Below are 18432 nucleotides of genomic sequence, written 5' to 3'. Positions count from 1 at the left end.
CGTTATGTTGCTCAGTTATCTACGCCTGGTGTTGTTCGCGGTGGGCCTGCTGGTCGGGGTCCAGGTGCCGGGCTTCATCAACGACTACGCCAAGCGGGTCGAAGCTCACCTGATCGAGGCGCAGACCGGCCTGCAAGGTTTCCAGGGCACCGCCAACCAGTTCTTCAAGGGCGATATGCAGGCGCTGGTGGCCCATTACCGCGCCAGTGAAGACCCGATCTTTCGCAGCGATGCCGAGAGCCTGAACGCGCTGCTGGTGCGCCAGCAGGCCCTGGACAAGCAATTTCAGGCGATGCAGGGCCCGTGGTACATCCGCCTGCTGCAAGTGGCGCTGGCGGCCGATCCGGACATCCGCAAGGAAACCTGGAACGGCTACAGCTACCAGATCCTGCTGACCCCCGAAGCCATGATCTGGGGCATCAGCGGCGCAATGCTGCTGTCGTTCGGCCTGGAATGCCTGTTCCGCCTGATCGACTGGGTGGTGCTGGGCGGCAAGCGCTTGCGCCAGAGCCGACCAATTGAAGAGCGGGATCTGCGCGGGCTCTGACACCGCCGATCAAAGGGCTTCTCGTGGGAGCAAGGCTTGCCCGCGATGAAGCCGATGCGGTCTTTCAGAAAACGAGGCGCTTGTTTCGCGAGCAAGCTTTGCTCCCACAGGGGCCTGTCCACCAGTTCTGTGATACCCCCCCCAATCAATTTTTTCTTATGACCCAGCCGGTGTTTTATTCGTTGGACGCCATGACGCGCGCGCTCAAGAATCTGGACACCGGCCTCCACGCGCATCGTCGAGGCTCAAAACAACAAAAACCGTGGAGAACACCACCATGAGTGCACCCGACACGCTCGACGTCCCAAAACACCAGGTCCGCTCCGGCCCGTTCGACTGGTACCGCGACATCAACCGGCAGGAGCGCCGCACATTCTGGAGCTGCAAGATCGGCTACGCCCTGGACGGCATGGACACGCAAATGCTCAGTTTCGTGGTGCCGACCCTGATCGCGATGTGGGGCATCACCACCGGGCAGGCAGGACTTATCCACACCAGCACGTTGATCGCCTCGGCCATTGGCGGCTGGGTGGCCGGGATACTCTCGGACCGCATCGGTCGCGTACGCACCCTGCAACTGACCGTGCTGTGGTTCGCCTTCTTCACCTTCCTCTGCGGCTTTGCCCAAAGTTACGAACAACTGTTGATCGCCCGCACGCTGATGGGTTTCGGTTTTGGCGGCGAGTGGACCGCCGGTGCGGTGCTGATGGGCGAAGTGATCCGCGCCAAGGACCGCGGCAAAGCGGTGGGCATGGTCCAGTCGGGGTGGGCGCTGGGCTGGGGCTTGACCGCGATCCTGTATTCGCTGCTGTTCTCGCTGTTGCCGCCGGAAGATGCCTGGCGCGCCTTGTTCATCCTCGGCATTGTGCCGGCGGTGTTCGTGATTTTCGTCCGGCGGCTGGTCAAGGACCCGGAGGTCTACAGCCAGACCAAGGCCCGCCTGACGCCGGAACACCCGGCGAAGTTCTACGAGATCTTCGCCCCCGGCATCCTCTTCACCACCGTTCGCGCTTCTTTGCTGACCACCGGTGCCCTGGGCGGTTACTACGCCATCACGTCCTGGCTGCCAACCTTCCTGAAGAATGAACGAGGCCTGAGCGTCTTGGGCACCGGCGGGTACCTGGCAATGGTGATCGTCGGTTCCTACGTGGGTTACGTCATCAGTGCATACCTGTCCGACATCCTGGGCCGCAAGAAGAACTTCATCCTGTACGCCGTCGGCTCGTTCACCATCGTCTTGCTGTACACCCAGGTACCGGTGAGCAATAACGTGATGCTCTGGCTGGGCTTTCCCCTGGGGTTCTTCGCCTCGGGCATGTTCAGCGGCATGGGCTCGTTCCTCACCGAACTGTTCCCTACGCGCATTCGTGGTTCGGGCCAGGGCTTCTGCTACAACATCGGCCGGGCGGTGGCGGCACTGTTCCCGCTGCTGATCGGCCTGCTCAGCCAGAAAGTGCCGTTGAGCGTGGGTATCGGGGCGTTCGCGGCGGTGTCCTACGGCGTGGTGATCCTGGCAGCCTTGAGCCTGCCGGAAACCCAAGGCAAGCAGCTGGAAGCTGAGTAACTGATAACCTGTGGGGCGTATGTCCCACAGTTAAACAAAGAAAGAACCTACAGGAGCGTTCACCGTGAACCGCCTGCTACTGAACTGCGACATCGGCGAAAGCTTCGGTCACTGGACCCTGGGTCTGGACGCCGAGGTGATGCCCTTCATCGATTGCGCCAACATCGCCTGCGGCTTTCACGCCGGCGACCCGAGCATCATGCGCAAGACCGTCAGCCTGGCCTTGAGCCATGGCGTGCGGATCGGTGCACACCCGGCCTACCAGGACCTGGCGGGCTTCGGCCGCCGCTCCATGGCCTACGGTGCCCAGGAATTGCAGGACTTGTTGCACTACCAGGTCGGCGCGCTCGACGGTATCTGCCGGGCCCAGGGCGGACGGGTCAGCTACGTCAAACCCCATGGCGCGATGTACAACGACATGATGGCCAACCCGGCGCAATTGCGTGCGGTGATCCAGGCCGTGGCCGCCTATGACCGGACGCTGCCGTTGATGTTGATGGCGACCCGGGACAACAGCGCCGCCCAGGCCCTGGGCGACGAGTACGGCCTGACCCTGTGGTTCGAGGCTTTCGCCGATCGCGCCTATGACAGCGCCGGCCACCTGGTTTCGCGACAACTGCCGGGCGCGGTGCACCACGACCCCGAGGTGATTATCGGGCAGGCCCTGCGCATCGCTCGCGGCGAAGCGTTGACCGCCAGCGACGGCAGCGCCTTGCACCTTGAGGCCAACACCTTGTGCGTACACGGTGACAACGCCAGTTCCGTGGCGGCCGTGCAACGCATCCGCGAAGCCCTGGACCGGCAGACTGCATCATGAAACCACGTTTGGAAGTAGTGGCGGTGGACTGCCTGATGGTGCGTCTGTTCGATGAGATCGCCGAGGCCAACATGCCGTGGATGCTGGCTGCCAGCGAGCGTCTGCGAGCGGTATTCGCCGAGCGTCTGATCGACCTGGTGCCGTCCTACACCACGCTGATGGTGCACTACGATTTGTTCGCCCTGACCCCGGTGCAGGCGCGCGAACTGATCGGCGAGGCGCTGAACAACCTTTCACCCGATGCCCGCTCAAGCGGCCAATGCCATGTGCTACCAGTGTGGTACGACCCCAGCGTCGGGCCAGAACTGGATTTGTTGGCCAGTCGCAGCGGCTTGACGGTAGCCCAAGTCATCCGCCGCCACAGCGAGCGCGAATACCAGGTGTTTGCCCTGGGCTTCGCCCCCGGGTTCGCTTTCATGGGGTTGGTGGATGAGGAACTGGCCGCGCCGCGCCTCGACACACCGCGCAAGCGCGTGGCGGCCGGCAGTGTCGGCATTGCCGAACGCCAGACCGCGGCGTATCCGCTGGTCTCGCCCGGCGGTTGGAACCTGATCGGCCGCACCCCGACCAAGCTGTTCGACCGTGAGCGTGACGGCTACAGCCTGATGCAACCCGGCGATACGGTGCGCTTTGCCGCCGTGGACCACGCCGAATTCATTTCGTTGGGCGGCGATGACACACCGCTGGAGGCTTCGGCATGAGCCGTCTGTTGATCGAGGCCAGCACACCGCTGTGCCTGTTGCAGGACATGGGCCGTTTCGGCGTGAGGCATCTGGGCGTGACCCAGGGCGGCGCGGTGGACTGGCTGTCGATGGCGTGGGCCAACTGGATGTTGGGCAATGCCCTGGATGCGGCAGTGGTGGAAATTACCCTCGGTGGCTTCACCGTGGTGGCGCAAGACGATTGCGTGCTGGCCCTGGCAGGGGCGGACCTGGGGGCGCGGGTGGATGGCCAGGCCGTGGCGTCATGGCGCTATTTTGGCCTGCGCAAAGGTCAGGTGCTAGCGTTCACCCAGCCGGTGAGCGGCGCGAGGGCCTACCTGGCGGCCCCCGGCGGGTTCGAGGCGCCTGCGGTGCTGGGCAGCCGTTCGACGGTGGTGCGTGAATCGCTTGGCGGCCTGGACGGCAGGGGGCGGGCGTTGAGCCGTGGCGAGCACCTGAGCTACGCCGGCTCGGCGGCGCCACGGCCCATGCCGCGCTCGCGGATTCCCGATTTCCAGCAGGCGCAGCCGCTGGACCTGATCCTGGGCGCGCAGAACGGCGCGTTCAGCGGGCAAAGTCTGTTCGACGCGTTCAATACGCCCTGGACGCTGGACAGCCGCGCCGATCGCATGGGGATGCGGTTGCTGGGTACGCCGCTGGAATATCAGGGCCCGCCCATGATTTCCGAGGGCATCCCCCTGGGCGCCGTGCAGGTGCCGCCGGATGGCCAGCCGATCGTATTGCTCAACGACCGTCAGACCATCGGCGGCTACCCACGCCTGGGTGCCTTGACGCCATTGGCCCTGGCTCGTTTGGCGCAATGCCTGCCAGGGGCGCAGGTGCGCTTGCGGCCGATGGTGCAGGCGGTTGCGCATCGGCAGCAGGTGGAATGTTGGCGGGGACTTCTGGACCGTTAGACGCATCGCGAGCAGGCTCGCGATGCGGGCCGGATGATCAGCACAGATCTTTACTTGGAAAGAAACCGCATCCCTTCCTCCAACCCACGCAAGGTCAGCGGATACATCCGGTCTTCCACCAGTTCGCGCACGATATTGGTGGAGGCGGTGTAGCCCCAGGTGTCCTTGGGGTAGGGGTTGATCCAGATGAGCTTCTTGTAGGTTTCCATGAAGCGCTGCATCCACACATAGCCGGCTTCTTCATTCCAATGCTCGACGCTGCCACCGGCCAGGGTGATTTCATAGGGGGCCATGGCGGCGTCGCCGATGAAGATCACTTTGTAGTCGGGGCCGTACTTGTGCAGCAGGTCGTGGGTCGAGGTGCGTTCGGAGGTGCGGCGCAGGTTGTTTTTCCACACGGACTCGTACACGAAGTTGTGGAAGTAGAAATACTCCAGGTGCTTGAACTCGGTCTTGCAGGCCGAGAACAGCTCTTCGCAGATCTTCACATGGGCGTCCATCGAGCCGCCGATGTCGAACAGCAGCAACAGCTTGATCGTGTTGCGCCGCTCCGGGCGCATCTGGATGTTCAACAGTCCGGCGTCCCGGGCGGTGTGGTCGATGGTGCCGTCGATGTCCAGCTCTTCGGCCGCGCCCTGGCGGGCGAACTTGCGCAGGCGGCGCAGGGCGATCTTGATATTGCGCGTGCCCAATTCGACCTGATCGTCGAGGTTCTTGTACTCGCGCTGGTCCCAGACTTTCACGGCCTTGCCCTGGCGCTTGCCGGCATCGCCGACCCGGATGCCCTCGGGGTTGAAACCGCCAGAGCCGAACGGGCTGGTGCCGCCGGTGCCGATCCACTTGTTGCCACCGGCATGGCGTTCCTTCTGTTCTTCAAGGCGTTTCTTGAATTCCTCGATCAGCTTGTCCAGGCCGCCCAGGGACTGGATCTGCGCCCGCTCTTCGTCGCTCAGCGAGCGCTCGAACTCCTTGCGCAGCCAATCTTCGGGGATCAGTGCCTGGAGGTGATCGTCGAGTTTCTCCAGGCCATTGAAGTACGCGGCGAACGCCCGGTCGAACTTGTCGAAATGCCGTTCATCCTTCACCAGGATCGCCCGGGACAGGTAATAGAACTCGTCCATGTCGGCGAAGATCACCCGCTGTTCGAGCGCATTGATCAGGTCCAGCAATTCACGCACCGATACGGGCACCTTGGCGGCGCGCATCTCATTGAACAGGTTAAGCAGCATGGCAGTCGGCCCTCGCGCTTGTGGGACGAAAAGGTCAGCGCGTGCCGCGACGGCTCATGAACGCCAGGCGCTCGAGCAACTGCACGTCCTGTTCGTTCTTGACCAGGGCGCCGGCCAACGGCGGAATGGCCTTGGTCGGATCACGTTCGCGCAAGACCGCTTCGCCGATGTTGTCGGCCATCAGCAACTTGAGCCAGTCCACCAGTTCGGACGTGGAAGGTTTTTTCTTCAGCCCCGGTACCTTGCGCACGTCGAAGAACACGTCCAGCGCTTCACTGACCAGGTCTTTCTTGATGTCCGGGTAGTGCACGTCGACGATCTTCTGCAAGGTGACGCGGTCGGGGAAGGCAATGTAGTGGAAGAAGCAGCGGCGCAGGAACGCATCCGGCAGCTCTTTTTCGTTGTTGGAAGTAATGATGATGATCGGCCGCTGCTTGGCCTTGATGGTTTCATCGGTCTCGTAGACATAGAACTCCATCTTGTCGAGTTCTTGCAGCAGGTCGTTGGGGAACTCGATGTCGGCCTTGTCGATTTCGTCGATCAGCAGGATCACCCGCTCCTCGGACTCGAAGGCTTCCCAGAGCTTGCCCTTCTTCAGGTAGTTGCGTACGTCGTGGACCTTGTCCACACCCAGTTGCGAGTCGCGCAGGCGGCTGACCGCGTCGTACTCGTACAGGCCCTGGTGAGCCTTGGTGGTGGACTTGATGTGCCAGGTGATGAGGCGGGCGCCGAAGGACTCGGCCAGTTGTTCGGCCAGCATGGTCTTGCCGGTGCCCGGTTCGCCCTTGACCAGCAACGGTCGCTCCAGAGTGATGGCGGCGTTGACGGCCAGCTTCAGGTCATCGGTGGCGACGTAGGCGCGGGTGCCTTCGAACTTCATCTGCAAATTCCTCGAACGGTGTCGCCGGCCTGGCGAGGCGGGGCGTACGAAATAAATAGCGTGCCCGACTATAACGCGGTGCCGCGCCGACTGTGAACGCAGACGCAGTATTCAGTCTCTGAATGGAGCGTCACATGTTGACTCAGTCTCGGCCGCTTGCCAGTATTGCATATCGCCAATTTGGCGATAGTTTCGGTGGCATGTCTACCAAATATCGATTCAAGAACACCTACCGCATTCAACTGCGCGAAAGGGATCACCCGCCGCCCCATGTCCACCTCACTGGTGGTGGGGTGGATGTGGTGTTGAGCCTGGAAACCGTCGAGGTGATGATGGGCCGGGCGCCGCCGTTGATCATCAAGGAAGCGCTGGACTGGGTCAGGATTCACCAGGTGTAACTGTTGGAGGATTGGAAACGATGTTACCCATGAAACGACCCAGGCTCCTGGCCGTGCAGGCGTTGCTGCCCTTCAGCCTGGATATGACGTTTATCGACGGGCAGCGACTGATGCTGGATTTGAGCGCCGATGTGCAACGTTTTCCCGGCTTGCAGCCGCTGCTCGACGCGGGCGCGTTTGAATGCGCGGCGCTGGGCGACGATGGTTGGAGCGTGGAATGGCCCGAACTGGACATCCAGATCGGTGCCGATACCTTGTACCTGGACGCCTTGGCGCAGAGCGCCGTGGATGAAAATACCCGCATCTTCATCGATTGGCGCGCCCGCACCGGGTTGCCTTTGCACAAGGCAGCCGAGGCGCTGGGGGTCAGTACCCGCAGCATCAGTCGCTACAGCCGTGGTCGCGAAGCGGTACCACGCTCGCTTGCCCTGGCTTGCCTGGGCTGGGATTCGCTGCAACGAGAGGCGGGTATGGTGGCTGAGCAGAAGGGCCGTTATACCGTCACGCGCAAACCCTAGTGGCCTGTGTGGCTAATTCGTTTATCCAAATTAACCGTACAGGCCACTAGGCTCTGTTTGAAAAGTCTTGAGACGAAGGTGAGGCAAGGCGAAAACCGCCGAGGAAGCGGAGTTTACTGGAGTAAATGAGCATTCCGAGGCGGTTTTTAACGCAGCATCACCGAGTATCAAGGCTTTTCAGACAGAGCCTAGTCGTTCGAAGGCGCCGGTCGCTCATAACGGGCATTGAAGGCCTCGATGAAACCGTTGCGCAATATCTGCAGGAAGGCTTCGAAGGCACTGATGTCTTGTTGATGAACGTTGCCGTGCAGCTCCACCCGGGTGGCGAACTGGTTCTTGCGTTGGTTCTTGAGGGCTGTTTCGCCCGTGCCGACCAGTGCTTCCCAGACTGAGCGGAAGATGTTCTTTTTCTCGTTTTCCACATCCTGCTGCCAATCGAACACGTCCACGTCCCTTAGCAGGGGTTTGATGTAGCCGCTGAGTTTGGCGTTGTTGGCTTCTGCCTCGATCACCAGGTCGCCGTGGCCGGCATTGAAATCGAACTTGCCGTAGGCCGCGGCGAAATCGTTGAGGCGCTTGAGTTCGATGTTCCTGGCGCGCAGGCGGAAGCTGAAATCCTTGAAATCGCTCAACGGGTCGAACGTGGCCTGTGTTTCCAGCGGTGCATGCTCGGCCACCAAAGCCTTGCCCTCGAAACGGGCGTCGCGCTTGCCTTCGGTGTCCACCACGTTGGTCAGGTTATAGAAGCTGGCATTGACCTCGGTGGCCCGCAGGTTGACCGGCGGCTTGGAGTTGAAATTGCGGAAGGTGACCTTGCCGTCCCGGATCCGCACTTCGTTGAAGGTAATCGGCATCAGCTTGCTCAGTTGCTCACGCCAGTTGGTGCCTTGACCGGTCTGGGAGTCCTGGCGATTGGCGCCACCGTCGACGAAGTTGACTTCGGGCCGGCTGAACTCCACTTCGGCCACGACCGCATTGTCGTACCACAAGGAGTGCCAACTGACGGACAGATCCACCCGCGGCGCATCGACGAACGGCACCGGGATCTTGGCCTCGACCTTGACGATTTTCAGGCCGTTGATCCGGTAGGCGCCGCGCCAGAGCGCCAGGTCCACATCGGTGACCTGGCCGCGATAATCGCCCATGTCGGCCAGCCTGTCGTTCAGGTAGTCGCGTACCAGATAGGGCAGGCTCAAATGCAGGGCCACCAGCAACGCAACGACGACGGCGAAAATCCACAGTGGCCAGCTGTATCGACGCTTCATGTTTGTCAGTCTCCAGCGTTGTTAGGGTTTGTACGAAAAGTCGCCGAGCGGCGATCAGGCAAGGCGAAAACAGGCGAGGAAGCGGAGTTGACTGGTTGTCAATGAGCATTCCGATCGGACTCGCGCACGAGCCTGTTTTCAACGAAGCATGATCGTCGCGCAGGCACTTTTCGTACAAAGCCTAAAGCCATTGACTGTCGTAGCCGCTGGAACGTTCGGTGCAACTGGACGCCCATGGGCAACAGGCTTACCTTTGAACGCCTGAATTCCACTGCATCAAGGACCCCAGTCATGAGCCGCATATTCGCTGACAACGCCCATTCCATAGGCAATACGCCACTGGTGCAGATCAACCGCATCGCCCCGCGCGGGGTGACCATCCTGGCCAAGATCGAAGGACGTAACCCGGGGTATTCGGTCAAGTGCCGGATCGGCGCGAACATGATCTGGGACGCTGAAAGCTCGGGCAAGCTCAAGCCCGGCATGACCATTATCGAGCCCACCTCCGGCAACACCGGTATCGGCCTGGCGTTCGTGGCCGCTGCCCGTGGCTACAAGCTGATGCTGACGATGCCAGCGTCCATGAGCATCGAGCGGCGCAAGGTGCTCAAGGCCCTCGGCGCGGAGCTGGTGCTCACCGATCCGGCCAAGGGCATGAAAGGCGCCATCGAGAAGGCCGCCGAGATCCAGGCCGGTGACCCCGCCCAGTACTTCATGCCGCAGCAATTCGATAACCCGGCGAACCCGGCGATCCATGAAAAAACCACCGGTCCGGAAATCTGGAACGACACCGATGGCGCCGTGGACGTGCTGGTGGCAGGTGTAGGTACGGGTGGAACCATTACCGGGGTGTCGCGATACATCAAGAACACGTGCGGCAAGCCGATCCTGTCGGTGGCGGTGGAGCCGCAGAGCTCGCCGGTGATCAGCCAGGCGATGGCGGGGCAGGAGATCAAGCCCAGCCCGCACAAGATCCAGGGGATCGGCGCCGGGTTCGTGCCGAAGAATCTCGACCTGTCGATTGTCGACCAGGTCGAGCAGGTCACCGATGAGGAATCCAAGGCCATGGCCCTGCGCTTGATGCAGGAGGAGGGCATTCTCTGCGGGATTTCCTGCGGCGCGGCGATGGCCGTGGCCGTGCGCCTGGCGGAAAAACCCGAAATGCAGGGCAAGACCCTCGTGGTGGTACTGCCGGATTCGGGTGAGCGGTACTTGTCGAGCATGCTGTTCAGTGATTTGTTTACCGAGCAGGAGACTCAGCAGTAAGCGCCTAAAGCAGGAGGGCAGAGGCGCTTTTGTGGCCAGGGATCAATCTGTGGGAGCAAGGCTTGCCCGCGATGAAGACGACGCGGTCTCTGAAGTATCGAGGCGCCTGTTTCGCGAGCGAACTCTGCTCCACAGCTCAAAGGTGAATGTTTCGACTCGGCGGTTCCCCAGCCAGGTCACGACCTATAACATGAGCGCCCCTCGCGCCGTGTCGTCGGCATCGTGTGTGTTGTTTTCCAACAAGGAGTTGTGAATGACCGTTTCGTTTGTCGCCAAGGCCTCGGTACTGCTGCTATTCCTGGGCAGTACGCTTTATGTCCACCTGCGCGGCAAGGCGCGGTTGCCGGTATTGCGCCAGTTCGTCAACCATTCGGCGTTGTTCGCGCCTTATAACAGCTTGATGTATTTGTTTTCCGGCGTACCGTCCAAGCCCTACCTGGACCGCAGCAAATTCCCCGAGCTGGATGTGCTCAAGGACAACTGGCAGGTCATCCGCGACGAGGCCATGCACCTGTTCGATGAGGGGTACATCCGCGCCGCTGAAAAGAACAACGACGCTGGTTTCGGCTCGTTCTTCAAGAAAGGCTGGAAGCGCTTCTACCTCAAGTGGTACGACAAAGCGCTGCCATCGGCCGAGCTGCTGTGTCCCAGGACAGTCGAGCTGGTCAACCGTATTCCCAACGTGCGCGGGGCGATGTTTGCCCTGTTGCCGGGCGACAGCCACCTCAATCCACATCGTGACCCGTTCGCCGGTTCGTTGCGCTATCACCTGGGGCTGTCCACACCCAATTCCGATGACTGCCGGATCTTCGTCGATGGCCAGGTCTATGCCTGGCGCGATGGCGAGGACGTCATGTTCGATGAGACCTATGTGCACTGGGTCAAGAACGAAACGCCGCAGACGCGGGTGATCCTGTTCTGCGACGTCGAGCGGCCATTGAGTAACCGGCTGATGACCCGCATCAACCGCACCGTCAGCGCTTTCCTCGGTCGCGCCACCGCGCCGCAGAACCTGGATGATGAACATGTCGGCGGCATCAACCGGGCGTACGCCTGGAGCAAGTCGTTCAGTGATGGCATCAGCGGCCGGGTCAAGCAATTCAAGCGCAAGCATCCCAAGGCGTACCGGGCGTTGCGTCCGGTGTTGGCGGTGGCGGTGCTGACGGCGCTGGGTTATTGGTTGTTCGGTTAATCGCCGACATCTGTCATATCGCTATCGCGGGCAAGCCTTGTTCCCACAAGAACCGCATATGCCCTGTGGGAGCAAGGCTTGCCCGCGATGACGTCCTCAGCCACACCTATGGACTACCGGGCAGACACCTCAGCCGGCTCCACCGCCGCAGGCTTCAACACCAACCACAACGCCACCGCGATCAACACGCCGCCATACAGATGCGCCATCCCCAGCGGCTCATCCAGCAGCAACGCGCCCCACAGCACGCCGAACGGCGGGATCAGGAAGGTCACCGTCATGGATTTGACCGGGCCGATGGAACTGAGCAGGCGGAAATAAAGAATGTACGCCAGCGCGGTACACACCAGCCCCAGTCCCAGCAGCGACAACCACACGCTCCAGCCACCCCAACTGGCCGGCGGTTGGCTGATGACGCTGTAGCCAAACAGCGGCAACAGGAACACCGTGGCCCCCAACATGCTGCCCAGGGCCGAAAGGCGACTGTCGAGCCCACCTTGATGATCCAGCCAACGGCGGGTGAGGAAGCCGGCGAAGCCGTAGCAGGTGGTGGCCATCAGGCAGGCGAGGGCGCCCATCAGCAAGGGCAGGTCGAAGGCCACCGGACCTGCGCGGGTGAGGATGCCGACGCCGAGCAGCCCGAGGAACACACCGCTGACCTTGGCCGTGGTGAGTTTTTCGCTGAAGAACAAACCACCGATCAGCACGCCCATCAGTGGCGTGGTGGCGTTGAAGATCGCCGAGTAACCGGCCGGCAGCACCTGGGCCGCCAGGGAGTAGAAGGTGGCCGGAATACCGGAGTTGATCAGCCCCAGCCCCATCACCACTTTGAGCTTGCCGCGAAAATTCCAGTCGATGCGCATCATCGCCAGGATCACCAACAAGCCGACGAAGGCGATGGACACACGGAAGAACGCGGTGGGGAGGGTGCCAAGGACAGGGGCAATGATGCGCATGAACAGGAAGCTGGCGCCCCAGATGGCGGCCAGTGACAGTAAACGCAGGGAATCGATGAGGTTCACGAGTCACTCCTTCCTTGATGGGACGGCAAGTGTCGCCGTCCGCAATAGCGATGGCAATGGTTGCCTTGCCGCGTGATTGGCCTCTAAGCTCAGTCGCCAATAACAAGCATGACCCGCCGAGGTTAACCCTATGCCGCAGCCATGGCCCGCCATCGATATCGCCCGCTCGATCCTCGACGGCTTCGACGATTATCGTGAGCATTTCCGCCAGATCACCGATGGCGCCCGCGCCCGGTTCGAGCAGGCCCGATGGCTGGAAGCGCAAACGGCCTCGGCGGCGCGCATCAACTTGTATGAAGAGAAAGTCTTCGAAACCGTCGCCAGGCTGCACAAGACTTTCGACGCCGAAACACTGATGGACGTCGGTTGCTGGCCGCTGGTCAAAAGCGCCTACATCAGCCTGATCGACCTGCGCTTCGACGATGAACTGTCGGAGACCTGGTACAACTCGATCTTCTGCGGGCTGTTCAGCCATGACCTGATCAGCGACGGCACCATGTTTATCCACACCACCCGGCCGAGCCTGCGCCGGGCCCGCGCCGCCCAGACCCGCAGCTACAAGCCCCAGGGACAACTGGACCGGATGCTCGCGAGCATCTTTGCCGATTACCGCTTCAGCGAGGACTACGCCGATCTGCCAGGCGACTTGCAGCGCCTCGAAGCCCAACTGCGCGAGAACCTGCCGGATTGGGTCTGCAAGGATCCGGAACTGACGGTGGAGTTGTTTTCCTCAGTGCTGTACCGCAACAAGGGCGCCTACCTGGTGGGGCGGATCTACACCCCGGGCGACCAATGGCCACTGGTGATCCCGCTGCTGCACCGCGAGGGCCGGGGCATCCAGATCGACGCGTTGATCACCGACGAGGCGCAGGTGTCGATCATCTTCTCCTTCACCCGTTCGTACTTCATGGTGGACGTGCCGGTGCCGGCGGAGTTCATCGGTTTTCTCAAGCGCATCCTGCCGGGCAAGCACATTGCCGAGCTGTACACCTCCATCGGTTTCTACAAGCACGGCAAGTCGGAGTTCTACCGGGCGCTGATCAACCACCTGGCGAACACCGACGACCAGTTCATCATGGCGCCGGGCGTACGCGGCATGGTCATGAGCGTGTTCACCCTGCCGGGCTTCAACACGGTATTCAAGATCATCAAGGATCGCTTCTCGCCGTCGAAGAACGTCGACCGGGCCACGGTGATCGAGAAGTACCGCCTGGTGAAAAGCGTCGACCGGGTCGGGCGCATGGCCGACACCCAGGAGTTCGCCGATTTCCGCTTCCCCCTGAGCAAATTCGAGCCGGCGTGCCTGGAAGAATTGCTGCAAGTGGCGCCGTCCACGGTGTCGGTGGAAGGCGACACCGTGCTGATTCGCCACTGCTGGACCGAACGGCGCATGACACCACTGAATCTTTATCTGGAAAACGCCAGCGAGGCCCAGGTGCGCGAAGCCCTGGAAGACTATGGCCTGGCCATCAAGCAACTGGCGGCGGCCAATATCTTTCCCGGCGACATGCTGCTCAAGAACTTCGGCGTGACCCGCCATGGCCGTGTGGTGTTCTACGACTACGACGAAATCTGCTTCCTGACCGAAGCCAACTTCCGCCACATCCCCGCGCCGCGCACGCCAGAAGACGAAATGGCTTCCGAGCCCTGGTACTCCATCGGCCCGCTGGACGTCTTCCCCGAAGAATTCCCGCCGTTCCTGTTCGCCGACGCCGGACAACGCAAGCTGTTCGACCAGTTGCACGGCGAGCTGTACAACGCCGACTACTGGAAAGGCCTGCAAGAGGCGATCCGGGCGGGCAAGGTGATCGATGTGTTTCCGTATCGGCGCAAGGATCGGGGTAGCGAGTGACCTTTAGAATTTGTGCAAGACCCCGGTGGGAGCAAAGCTTTGCTCCCACCGGGTTGCGGCTTAACTGACCGGCATTGGGGCAAGCCTTGCTTCCACAGCAAGGCTTGCTCCTACATGTGCGCAAATCTGCGACAATCGCCCCCTGCTCAAAAACGACGACCCTTGCCTGCCTGATGACTGACCAAGCCCCCGCTATCGACAAACTGCTGAAGAACCTCGACCACGCCATGCTCGCCGACCGTCACCGGTTGCGGCGCCAGCTGCTCGAGCTGCGCAAGAAACCCGACGAGGCCAGGCTGGCCCAGTGGGTGGCGCGTATGCAGGCGTCGTGCGATCTGGTGCAGGCGCGCAAGGCCAGCCTGCCGCTGATTCGCTACGACGACAATTTGCCGATCGCCGCCAAGCGCGACGAAATCAAGGAGGCGTTGCTCAAGCATCAGGTGCTGATCATCGCCGGCGAGACCGGCTCGGGCAAAACCACCCAGTTGCCGAAGATCTGCCTGGAAATCGGTCGCGGCCAGCACGGCTTGATCGGCCATACCCAACCGCGCCGGATCGCCGCGCGCAGTGTGGCCAGTCGTGTGGCCGAGGAACTGGCGACGCCGTTGGGGGCGTTGGTGGGTTATCAGGTGCGGTTCGAGGACCAGAGCGACGCCAACACCCTGATCAAGCTGATGACCGATGGCATCCTGCTGGCCGAGACCCAGAACGACCGTTACCTCGAACGCTACGACACGATCATCGTCGACGAAGCCCACGAGCGCAGCCTGAACATCGACTTCCTGCTCGGCTACCTCAAGACCCTGCTGCCACGCCGTCCGGACCTGAAGGTCATCATCACCTCGGCGACCATCGACCTGGAGCGTTTCTCCAAGCATTTCGGCAACGCCCCCATCGTTGAAGTCTCCGGCCGGACGTTCCCGGTGGAAACCTGGTACCGGCCGCTGACCCTGGAGCAGGACGAGGAGGGCAACCGGGTCGAGGACGACCTGACCATCGACCAGGCGATTCTTGCCACCCTCGATGAAATCGCCGCCTACGAGCGCAGCGAGCGCCGCAGTCCGGGGGATGTGCTGGTGTTCTTGCCGGGCGAACGCGAGATCCGCGATGCGGCGGAGATGCTGCGCAAGGCTCAGCTCAAGCACACCGAGATCCTGCCGCTGTATGCGCGCCTGTCGCCGGCCGAGCAGCAGCGGATCTTCCAGTCCCACCCGGGCCGTCGCGTGGTGCTGGCGACCAACGTTGCCGAGACCTCGCTGACCGTGCCGGGCATCCGCTACGTGATCGACAGCGGCACCGCGCGCATCAGCCGCTACAGCTACCGCGCCAAGGTCCAGCGCCTGCCCATCGAAGCCATTTCCCAGGCCAGCGCCAACCAGCGCAAGGGCCGCTGCGGGCGGGTCGAGCCGGGGATTTGCGTGCGGCTGTACAGCGAAGAGGATTTCCTTGGCCGGCCGGAATTCACCGACCCCGAAATCCTGCGCACCAACCTGGCGGCGGTGATCCTGCAAATGCTGCACCTGCGCCTGGGCGAGATCACCGATTTCCCGTTCATTGAGCCGCCGGATGGCAAGGCCATCAGCGACGGTTTCAACCTGCTGCAAGAACTCTCGGCGGTGGATCGCAACAGCCAGCTGACGCCGCTCGGTCGGCAGTTGGCGCGCCTGCCGGTGGACCCGCGCATGGGCCGCATGCTGTTGGAAGCGGCGAAGCTGGGCAGCTTGCAGGAAGTGCTGATCGTCGCCAGCGCCATGTCGATCCAGGACCCGCGCGAGCGTCCGCCCGAGCGCCAGCAGGCTGCCGACCAGGCTCACGCCCAATGGAAGGACGCAGACTCGGATTTCGCCGGGCTGGTCAATCTGTGGCGCGGTTTCGAGGAGCAGCGCCAGGCCCTCACCGCCAACCCGTTGCGCAACTGGTGCCGCAAGAACTTCCTCAATTACCTGCGCTTGCGTGAGTGGCGCGATTCCCATCGCCAGTTGAGCCTGATCTGCCGCGATCTGCAGTTGAGCCTCAACAAAGAGCCGGCCGATTACCCGAAACTGCACAAAGCGGTGCTCTCGGGCCTGCTGAGCCAGATCGGTCAGAAAACCGAAGAAGGCGACTACCTCGGCGCGCGCCAGCGGCGATTCTGGGTCCACCCGTCGTCGGGCCTGGGCAAGAAGCGTCCGCAGTGGCTGATGACCGCCGAACTGGTGGAAACCACCAAGCTGTACGCGCGCATGGTGGCCAAGATCGAACCGGACTGGATCGAGCCGTTGGCCGGCCACCTGATCAAGAAAAACCACTTCGAACCCCATTGGGAGAAAAAGCGCGGGCAAGTGGTGGCGTATGAACAGATCACCCTGTTCGGGCTGATCGTCGTCGGGCGCCGGCCGGTGCACTACGGCCCGGTGGACCCGGTGGTGTCCCGTGAGTTGTTCATCCGCGAGGCCTTGGTGCGCGGCGAGATCCAGTCCAAGGCCAAGTGCCTGGGCGCCAATACCCGCTTGCTGGAACAGCTGGACGAGCTGGAAGCCAAGGCGCGGCGGCGTGACATCCTGGCGGACGAGGAAACCCTGTTTGCCTTCTACGACGCGCGCTTGCCGGCCGAGATCCACCAGAGTGCGACGTTCGACAGCTGGTACCGGATCAACAGCCAGAAAGACCCGCAATTGCTGATCATGCGCGAAGAAGACGTGCTGGCCCGCGAAGCCAGCGAAGTCACCGCCGCGCACTACCCGGATACCTTGCGGGTGGGCGACCTGACCTTGCCGCTGAGCTATCACTTCGAGCCCAACCACCCGCGCGACGGCGTGACGTTGCGAGTGCCGGCGCCACTGCTGCCGATGCTGCCACCCGAGCGGCTGGAATGGCTGGTGCCCGGGATGATCGAAGCCAAGTGCATCGCCCTGGTGCGCAACCTGCCCAAGGCCCTGCGCAAGAACTTCGTGCCGGTGCCGGATTTCGTCAAGGCGGCGCTGCAACGCATCACCTTCGCCGAGGGTTCGTTGCCGCAGTCCCTGGGCCGTGAGCTGCTGCGCATGACCGGCGCGCGGGTCAGTGACGAAGCCTGGGCAGAATCTGCGCAGCAGGTGGAAAGCCACCTGCGCATGAACCTGGAGATTGTCGACGGCCAGGGCAAGTTCCTCGGCGAGGGCCGTGACCTGGCCGAGTTGACGGCGCGCTTTGCCGAGGCCAGCCAGGCTGCCCTGGCCGTGCCGCAAACGGCGAAGAGCCAGGCGCCGGTGGAGGCGAAGGTGTTCGCGCCGGTGGCCGAGAAAACCCAACAGAAGATCGCCGGGCTGTCGATGACGGTCTACCCGGCGTTGGTGGAAGAGGGCGGCGTGGTCAAGGAAGGGCGTTTCCCGACGCCGGCCGAAGCCGAGTTCCAGCATCGCCGCGCTTTGCAGCGCTTGCTGATGCAGCAATTGGCCGAATCGGCGAAGTTCCTCCGTGGCAAGCTGCCAGGGCTGACGGAGCTGGGCCTGCTGTACCGCGACCTGGGTCGCGTCGACAGCCTGGTGGAAGATATCCTGTTGGTCAGCCTCGACAGTTGTGTGCTCGAAGGCGAAGCGAGCCTGCCCCGGGACGGCGCTGCGCTGGCTTCCCTGGCCGAGCGCAAGCGTGGCGGTTGGACCGAACACGCCGAGCGCCTGGCGAAGCTGACGCTCGACATCCTCAAGCTCTGGCATGGTTTGCAAAAACGCTTCAAGGGCAAGATCGACCTGGCCCAGGCCGTGGCGCTGAACGACATCAAGCAGCAACTCAGTCACCTGGTGTACCCGGGTTTCGTCCGTGAAACCCCGCATCAGTGGCTCAAGGAATTGCCGCGCTACCTCAAGGCCATTGAGCAGCGCTTCGAGAAACTCGGCAGCCAGGTGCAGAAAGACCGGGTCTGGAGCGGCGAACTGGCGAACCTCTGGACGCAATACCAGGCCCGCGCCGGCAAACACGCCCAGGAAGGCAAGCGCGATCCGCAACTGGAGCTGTACCGCTGGTGGCTGGAGGAATACCGCGTATCGCTGTTCGCCCAGCAACTGGGCACCAAGGTGCCGATCTCGGACAAGCGCCTGGGCAAGCAGTGGGGGTTGGTGGAGGCTTGAATGCCACTGGCCTGCCGTGGGAGCGAGCAAGCTCCCGCGGGGTTTGTGGTGTCGTGAATGGACAATGGGCCAACCCCCGCGTTTATGGCAAACTTCGCGGCTATAAATGCCGGCCTCGTGGTTTTGAGCTTCACTTCCCCGGGCGGACTGGAATAAAGCGCTGCCAGGTCTGCTTCCCC

At 62.3% G+C, this 18432-nt stretch carries 15 protein-coding genes; 11 read left to right on the top strand and 4 right to left on the bottom strand.

Going from position 1 to position 18432, the window contains the following annotated elements; translation table 11 throughout:
• Positions 1 to 4 precede the first annotated feature (4 nt).
• The 5 genes from N4Q37_RS04110 (at position 5) to N4Q37_RS04090 (ending at position 4546) form a co-directional block, all read left to right on the top strand.
• Positions 5 to 547, top strand: coding sequence for a DUF2937 family protein (locus tag N4Q37_RS04110; RefSeq protein WP_260955609.1), 543 nt, complete (start codon positions 5 to 7; stop codon positions 545 to 547).
• A 277-nt stretch (positions 548 to 824) separates the two neighbouring features.
• The gene (locus tag N4Q37_RS04105; RefSeq protein WP_260955608.1) at positions 825 to 2111 is read left to right on the top strand and encodes an MFS transporter; all 1287 of its coding nucleotides are present in this window, start codon (positions 825 to 827) and stop codon (positions 2109 to 2111) included.
• 64 nt (positions 2112 to 2175) lie between these two features.
• Positions 2176 to 2928 (top strand): 5-oxoprolinase subunit PxpA, encoded by a 753-nt coding sequence (locus N4Q37_RS04100; protein ID WP_260955606.1) that lies wholly within the window; start codon positions 2176 to 2178, stop codon positions 2926 to 2928.
• Positions 2925 to 3629 (top strand): 5-oxoprolinase subunit PxpB, encoded by a 705-nt coding sequence (pxpB, locus tag N4Q37_RS04095; protein ID WP_260955605.1) that lies wholly within the window; start codon positions 2925 to 2927, stop codon positions 3627 to 3629. The genes N4Q37_RS04100 and pxpB overlap by 4 nt, the downstream gene beginning before the upstream one ends.
• Positions 3626 to 4546, top strand: a complete 921-nt coding sequence (locus N4Q37_RS04090) for a 5-oxoprolinase subunit C family protein (RefSeq protein WP_260955603.1) — start codon at positions 3626 to 3628, stop codon at positions 4544 to 4546. The genes pxpB and N4Q37_RS04090 overlap by 4 nt, the downstream gene beginning before the upstream one ends.
• A 50-nt stretch (positions 4547 to 4596) precedes the next feature.
• Here N4Q37_RS04090 and N4Q37_RS04085 read toward each other — a convergent pair whose 3' ends face one another.
• On the bottom strand, positions 4597 to 5775 hold the full coding sequence (locus N4Q37_RS04085) for a vWA domain-containing protein (protein WP_260955602.1): 1179 nt from the start codon (positions 5773 to 5775) through the stop codon (positions 4597 to 4599).
• Positions 5776 to 5809: 34 nt separating this feature from the next.
• Positions 5810 to 6655: an AAA family ATPase gene (locus N4Q37_RS04080; protein WP_025212404.1), complete on the bottom strand. Its 846-nt coding sequence runs from the start codon at positions 6653 to 6655 to the stop codon at positions 5810 to 5812.
• A 200-nt stretch (positions 6656 to 6855) separates the two neighbouring features.
• Between N4Q37_RS04080 and N4Q37_RS04075 the strand changes: the two genes are divergently transcribed.
• Positions 6856 to 7053: a DUF4160 domain-containing protein gene (locus tag N4Q37_RS04075; protein ID WP_260955599.1), complete on the top strand. Its 198-nt coding sequence runs from the start codon at positions 6856 to 6858 to the stop codon at positions 7051 to 7053.
• 20 nt (positions 7054 to 7073) lie between these two features.
• A complete protein-coding gene (locus N4Q37_RS04070; protein ID WP_260955597.1) occupies positions 7074 to 7571 on the top strand; it encodes a DUF2442 domain-containing protein in 498 nt (165 codons plus the stop codon).
• 188 nt (positions 7572 to 7759) lie between these two features.
• Here the strand turns inward: N4Q37_RS04070 and N4Q37_RS04065 are convergent, their stop codons facing one another.
• A complete protein-coding gene (locus N4Q37_RS04065) occupies positions 7760 to 8836 on the bottom strand; it encodes a DUF748 domain-containing protein (RefSeq protein WP_260955595.1) in 1077 nt (358 codons plus the stop codon).
• A gap of 291 nt (positions 8837 to 9127) precedes the next feature.
• Here N4Q37_RS04065 and cysK point away from each other — a divergent pair, with 291 nt between their 5' ends.
• Together cysK and N4Q37_RS04055 are read left to right on the top strand one after the other, a co-directional pair.
• Positions 9128 to 10102: a cysteine synthase A gene (gene cysK / locus N4Q37_RS04060; protein WP_260955593.1), complete on the top strand. Its 975-nt coding sequence runs from the start codon at positions 9128 to 9130 to the stop codon at positions 10100 to 10102.
• Between the two features lie 253 nt (positions 10103 to 10355).
• The gene (locus N4Q37_RS04055) at positions 10356 to 11294 is read left to right on the top strand and encodes an aspartyl/asparaginyl beta-hydroxylase domain-containing protein (protein WP_260955591.1); all 939 of its coding nucleotides are present in this window, start codon (positions 10356 to 10358) and stop codon (positions 11292 to 11294) included.
• A 113-nt stretch (positions 11295 to 11407) separates the two neighbouring features.
• On the opposite strand, the gene N4Q37_RS04050 is transcribed toward N4Q37_RS04055, so the two are convergent.
• On the bottom strand, positions 11408 to 12316 hold the full coding sequence (locus N4Q37_RS04050; protein WP_260955589.1) for a DMT family transporter: 909 nt from the start codon (positions 12314 to 12316) through the stop codon (positions 11408 to 11410).
• 130 nt (positions 12317 to 12446) lie between these two features.
• Here N4Q37_RS04050 and aceK point away from each other — a divergent pair, with 130 nt between their 5' ends.
• Positions 12447 to 14168, top strand: a complete 1722-nt coding sequence (aceK, locus tag N4Q37_RS04045) for a bifunctional isocitrate dehydrogenase kinase/phosphatase (protein ID WP_260955587.1) — start codon at positions 12447 to 12449, stop codon at positions 14166 to 14168.
• 173 nt (positions 14169 to 14341) lie between these two features.
• Positions 14342 to 18253, top strand: coding sequence for an ATP-dependent RNA helicase HrpA (hrpA, locus tag N4Q37_RS04040; protein WP_260955584.1), 3912 nt, complete (start codon positions 14342 to 14344; stop codon positions 18251 to 18253).
• The last annotated feature ends 179 nt before the right edge of the window (positions 18254 to 18432 follow it).

The organism is Pseudomonas citri (assembly GCF_025336485.1).
Lineage (GTDB): Bacteria > Pseudomonadota > Gammaproteobacteria > Pseudomonadales > Pseudomonadaceae > Aquipseudomonas > Aquipseudomonas citri.
Note: the sequence above shows the minus strand (reverse complement) of the source record. Positions and strands in the feature narration are given on the sequence as shown.

What these genes read in the sequence shown, in the direction of transcription:
- N4Q37_RS04110 (WP_260955609.1), top strand. Translation starts at nt 5, where the DNA reads ATGTTGCTCAGTTATCTACGCCTGGTGTTGTTCGCGGTGGGCCTGCTG.
- N4Q37_RS04105 (WP_260955608.1), top strand. Translation starts at nt 825, where the DNA reads ATGAGTGCACCCGACACGCTCGACGTCCCAAAACACCAGGTCCGCTCC.
- pxpB (WP_260955605.1), top strand. Translation starts at nt 2,925, where the DNA reads ATGAAACCACGTTTGGAAGTAGTGGCGGTGGACTGCCTGATGGTGCGT.
- N4Q37_RS04090 (WP_260955603.1), top strand. Translation starts at nt 3,626, where the DNA reads ATGAGCCGTCTGTTGATCGAGGCCAGCACACCGCTGTGCCTGTTGCAG.
- N4Q37_RS04085 (WP_260955602.1), bottom strand. Translation starts at nt 5,775, where the DNA reads ATGCTGCTTAACCTGTTCAATGAGATGCGCGCCGCCAAGGTGCCCGTA.
- N4Q37_RS04080 (WP_025212404.1), bottom strand. Translation starts at nt 6,655, where the DNA reads ATGAAGTTCGAAGGCACCCGCGCCTACGTCGCCACCGATGACCTGAAG.
- N4Q37_RS04075 (WP_260955599.1), top strand. Translation starts at nt 6,856, where the DNA reads ATGTCTACCAAATATCGATTCAAGAACACCTACCGCATTCAACTGCGC.
- N4Q37_RS04070 (WP_260955597.1), top strand. Translation starts at nt 7,074, where the DNA reads ATGTTACCCATGAAACGACCCAGGCTCCTGGCCGTGCAGGCGTTGCTG.
- N4Q37_RS04065 (WP_260955595.1), bottom strand. Translation starts at nt 8,836, where the DNA reads ATGAAGCGTCGATACAGCTGGCCACTGTGGATTTTCGCCGTCGTCGTT.
- cysK (WP_260955593.1), top strand. Translation starts at nt 9,128, where the DNA reads ATGAGCCGCATATTCGCTGACAACGCCCATTCCATAGGCAATACGCCA.
- N4Q37_RS04055 (WP_260955591.1), top strand. Translation starts at nt 10,356, where the DNA reads ATGACCGTTTCGTTTGTCGCCAAGGCCTCGGTACTGCTGCTATTCCTG.
- aceK (WP_260955587.1), top strand. Translation starts at nt 12,447, where the DNA reads ATGCCGCAGCCATGGCCCGCCATCGATATCGCCCGCTCGATCCTCGAC.
- hrpA (WP_260955584.1), top strand. Translation starts at nt 14,342, where the DNA reads ATGACTGACCAAGCCCCCGCTATCGACAAACTGCTGAAGAACCTCGAC.